The sequence below is a fragment of the Kocuria tytonicola genome (assembly GCF_003687455.1).
Lineage (GTDB): Bacteria > Actinomycetota > Actinomycetes > Actinomycetales > Micrococcaceae > Kocuria > Kocuria tytonicola.
Window position 1 is genome coordinate 1 of record NZ_PHOA01000155.1, and the last position, 3394, is coordinate 3394.

At 69.9% G+C, this 3394-nt stretch carries 3 protein-coding genes; all 3 read right to left on the reverse strand.

Annotation, left to right across the window (positions count from 1 at the left end; translation table 11 throughout):
- Positions 1-180: 180 nt before the first annotated feature.
- The 3 genes from CWC38_RS11305 to CWC38_RS11315 all read right to left on the reverse strand — a co-directional run bounded on the left by CWC38_RS11305 (position 181) and on the right by CWC38_RS11315 (position 3237).
- Positions 181-1470 (reverse strand): endonuclease/exonuclease/phosphatase family protein, encoded by a 1290-nt coding sequence (locus tag CWC38_RS11305; protein ID WP_121846819.1) that lies wholly within the window; start codon positions 1468-1470, stop codon positions 181-183.
- A gap of 121 nt (positions 1471-1591) precedes the next feature.
- A complete protein-coding gene (locus CWC38_RS11310) occupies positions 1592-2257 on the reverse strand; it encodes a TetR/AcrR family transcriptional regulator (protein ID WP_121846820.1) in 666 nt (221 codons plus the stop codon).
- A 152-nt stretch (positions 2258-2409) separates the two neighbouring features.
- The gene (locus CWC38_RS11315; protein ID WP_121846821.1) at positions 2410-3237 is read right to left on the reverse strand and encodes a hydroxymethylpyrimidine/phosphomethylpyrimidine kinase; all 828 of its coding nucleotides are present in this window, start codon (positions 3235-3237) and stop codon (positions 2410-2412) included.
- Between the last annotated feature and the right edge of the window lie 157 nt (positions 3238-3394).

Consider the following 3394-nt stretch of genomic DNA (forward strand, 5'->3'; position numbering starts at 1 on the left):
GGGCGGGTGCCCGGGAGCTGGGGGAAGAAGCCTCGGCGCACTGCCTGGGCAGTGCTGGTCACCGCGAGTCTAAGGAGAGCAAAAGGCCAGGTCGTGACCGGAATGTGAACGGGACGTGAGCCGCATCACGCCTGGCTCCGCCAGTTTGGCGAGGAGCGGGTGCCTCTGCCCGATCCGGGGTCACTGCCCGCCCGGAACCCGCACATCCAGCCAGACGAGGCGGTGGTCCGAGGTGGGGAAGGGATCCGTTCCCGTCAGCTCGGAGCCGGGCTCGCCGAGCCTGGGCCAGTGGACTGCGCTGCGGCACGCCTGCAGGTTCTTGGAGGGCAGGACGTAGTCCGTCCGCAGGTTCCCGGGAGCGGGGTTGTCGCTGAAGTCGCCCGTGTCGTACTTCGGATCGGAGCGGTGGGTCCGATTCGCGCCTCCCTGCAGTGCGGCGGCCTCGACCGCGCCCGTCGACGCGGGGCGCGGATCCCGCACGCGGGGGCTGTCCAGGAGCTGGTTGATCCCCTCCTGGAACGAGTCTCCGTCGTGGGGGTCGGAGTTGTAGTCGCCCAGGATCACGAAGCGCTCACCGGGGGTGAGGCCGCCGCGGGAGCCGGCGTCGTCGTAGATGTACCGTGCCCGGGGTGGGGAACTGACGTAGTCGGCCCAGAAGCGGATCTCGTCGTGGTTGCGCCGCCCGTTGCGGTCCTCCGGGCCGTCGAAGCTCGGGGGAGTGGGGTGCGCCGCGAGGACGTGGACCGTCTGCTTCCCCACGCGCACCGGAACGTCCCAGTGGGATTTGGAGGACAGCCGGAGCTTCCGCTGCTGCTCCGGCGTGTAGAAGGAGGTGGGCATCTGGTTGCCGGGCATGTCCTGCCAGCGGAAGTTCTGGAAGGTCCGCACCTGGTCCTGGGCAATGGGGTACTTGGAGAAGATCACCATGCCGTACTGTCCCGGGAACTGGCCGAAGCCCCATGCGTCACCCGCGCCTCCCACGGTGCCGTTCTGGTCCAGGTCCAAGCCCGAGGGCACCCCGGTGTTCACAGGCGCGGTGTAGTAGTAGGGGTACTTCTGGGCGGCCTCGCCCCGCTGGCTGAGCCCGAGGTAGTTGTCCCGGAACGCGCGGGCGGCGCCTCCTCCGGGGACGTAGTCGAACTCGTTGACGAGCACCACGTCCGGAGCGTTGGTCTGAATGACCTCCGCGATGTTCCGGGCCTGCTGGTTGTCCCGTGTGCTGAGGTCCTTGAGCAGCTGCCCCTGCGTGCCCCGGTTGAGAGACGCGTTGTACGTGGCCACCCGCAGCCGGGCACCGCTGTGGCCGGGGCCGTGGTTCCCCTGGTCGTGCCCGCCGTGGGACGCGGACGGAGCCGCATCGGGCGACACTGCCGCCGCGGCGGGAACCACTGGCGCGGCGAGCGCGGGGGTGGTGCCCACGAGCGTGACGACGAGACAGGATGCCGACAGAGCGGTTGACGAGATCTTCATGGGAACCCCCGGACTCGGAACTGGTGCGCCCGAGTGTACGAGGGCCAGGGGGCCAGATCATGGCCCGGATGTGAAGTTCCGGTGCCCGCAGGCGGCGGAGCTCGCTGTGGTCGGTGACCGCTCAGGACACCGCGCTGAGCCGCGGGGGCTGCTGGGGCAGGCGCACGGGGCGCATCTGGGCGTCGAACTGGGCACCCAGACCGCGCTGGATGAACCGGACGGTGGCCAGGGTGCGCTCCTGCTGCGTCCGGGAGTTCTCCAGGCAGGTGCTGCGGTCCGCGGTGGAGGTCAGGGAGCCGTGGACCAGCTGGGAGAGCTCGTGGGTGTCGCCCTCGGGGAGGTAGCCCTCGTCCATGGCCCGGCGGAGGATGCCCGCGAGCACGCCCTGCAGCTTCTGCACGTGCTCCCCGAGCTTGGCGAAGTCCTCGGGGGAGAGCACGGTGCGCATGGCCTGGCCTGGGGGCAGGTGGCGGCGGCTGAGGTCCTCGATCTGGTGCTGGATGTAGACGCCCAGCTGGTCCACGGGGTTCTCGGTCTCCGCGAGCTCGCGGTTGAGGTCCGCCACGAAGCGCTCGGTCTTGTCCAGGGCGTAGGCCACGAGCAGCTCGCCCATGTCCGCGAAGTAGTTGTAGACCGCGGTGCGGCCCACCCCGGCGGTCTTGGCCACGCGGGTCATGGTGAGGTCCGTGAGCCCGTTGCTGTACAGCAGCTCCCCGAACGCGTCCAGGATCGCACGCTGGGTGCGCTCTCTCTGGGCTGCGTTGCTGGGGGCTGTGATGCGGGGCATGACGACACCATATCCTGTTCTGTCAGCAAAAACCGCGCCTTGCCGACATCTCGTGCGGGTTCGGTGTCCATTCCACCCCATGGAAACGGGGAATGCCCTGCGGAACAGGGCATTCCCCGAAGGCTCCCAGGAACCTTGGTGGCGCTGTGCGGTCACGCCTCAGCGGCGTACCCGCCCTGCCACAGGGAGTCGAACGGCAGGTGGGATCCCAGCCGGTGCCGGATGCCTGCGGAGACGAAGCTCTTGGCGGTGCGGGCGGCGTCGAGCGGGGAGGCTCCCTTGGCGAGCTCCGCGGTGACGGCGGCGGCCAGCGAGCAGCCCGCGCCGGAGACGGGAACCTCGCCCACCTTGGGCTCGGAGAGCACCTCCAGGGTGGAGCCGTCGTAGAACACGTCCACGGCCTCCGCCCCGGCCAGGCGCACCCCACCCTTCGCGAGCACGGTGGCACCGGAGGAGTCGTGGATGCGCTGCGCCGCCTCCTTGAGGTCCGCCACCGAGTCGATGGACTCCATCCCGGACAGGGACAGGGACTCGAAGTGGTTGGGGGTCACGAACGTGGCCAGCGGCAGCACCTCGGCCTTCAGCGCCTGGTCCGTGTCCAGCGCGGCACCCGGCTCCTGGCCCTTGCAGATCAGCACGGGGTCCAGGACCAGGTGCTGGGGCTGCAGCTTCTTCATGGCCTCAGCCACGGTGCGGATGGTGTCCGGGTGGCCGAGCATGCCGATCTTCACGGCGTCCAGGTCGTAGGCCGCGGTGATGGTCTGCAGCTGGTTCGCCAGGGTCTGCTGGTCCACGGGGGTCACGCGGTGGCCCCAGTCGTTCTCGGGGTCGAACGCCACGATGCACGTGAGCGCCAGGGAGCCGAAGACCCCCAGAGAGGTGAAGGTCTTGATGTCCGCGAGCGCGCCGGCGCCGCCGGTGGCCTCGGAGCCCGCGACGGTCATGGCGACGGGCGGCTGGTTGCGTGTGGTTTCGCTCATGCACAGTATTGTGCGCCGCCCGCCGCCGCCGGCGCGAGTTGTGGCCCGGGGCTCCCACTACACTGGGGCGCGACGTCGGGTGGCAGGCGACGTCCCCTCACCGCACGTGACGACCCGAAGGACACCCGTGTCTTCCCACGCCACCCCGCCCCATGCC

Excerpts from the sequence above, each read along its gene's own strand:
- CWC38_RS11305 (WP_121846819.1), bottom strand. The coding sequence starts at position 1,470 with ATGAAGATCTCGTCAACCGCTCTGTCGGCATCCTGTCTCGTCGTCACG.
- CWC38_RS11310 (WP_121846820.1), bottom strand. The coding sequence starts at position 2,257 with ATGCCCCGCATCACAGCCCCCAGCAACGCAGCCCAGAGAGAGCGCACC.
- CWC38_RS11315 (WP_121846821.1), bottom strand. The coding sequence starts at position 3,237 with ATGAGCGAAACCACACGCAACCAGCCGCCCGTCGCCATGACCGTCGCG.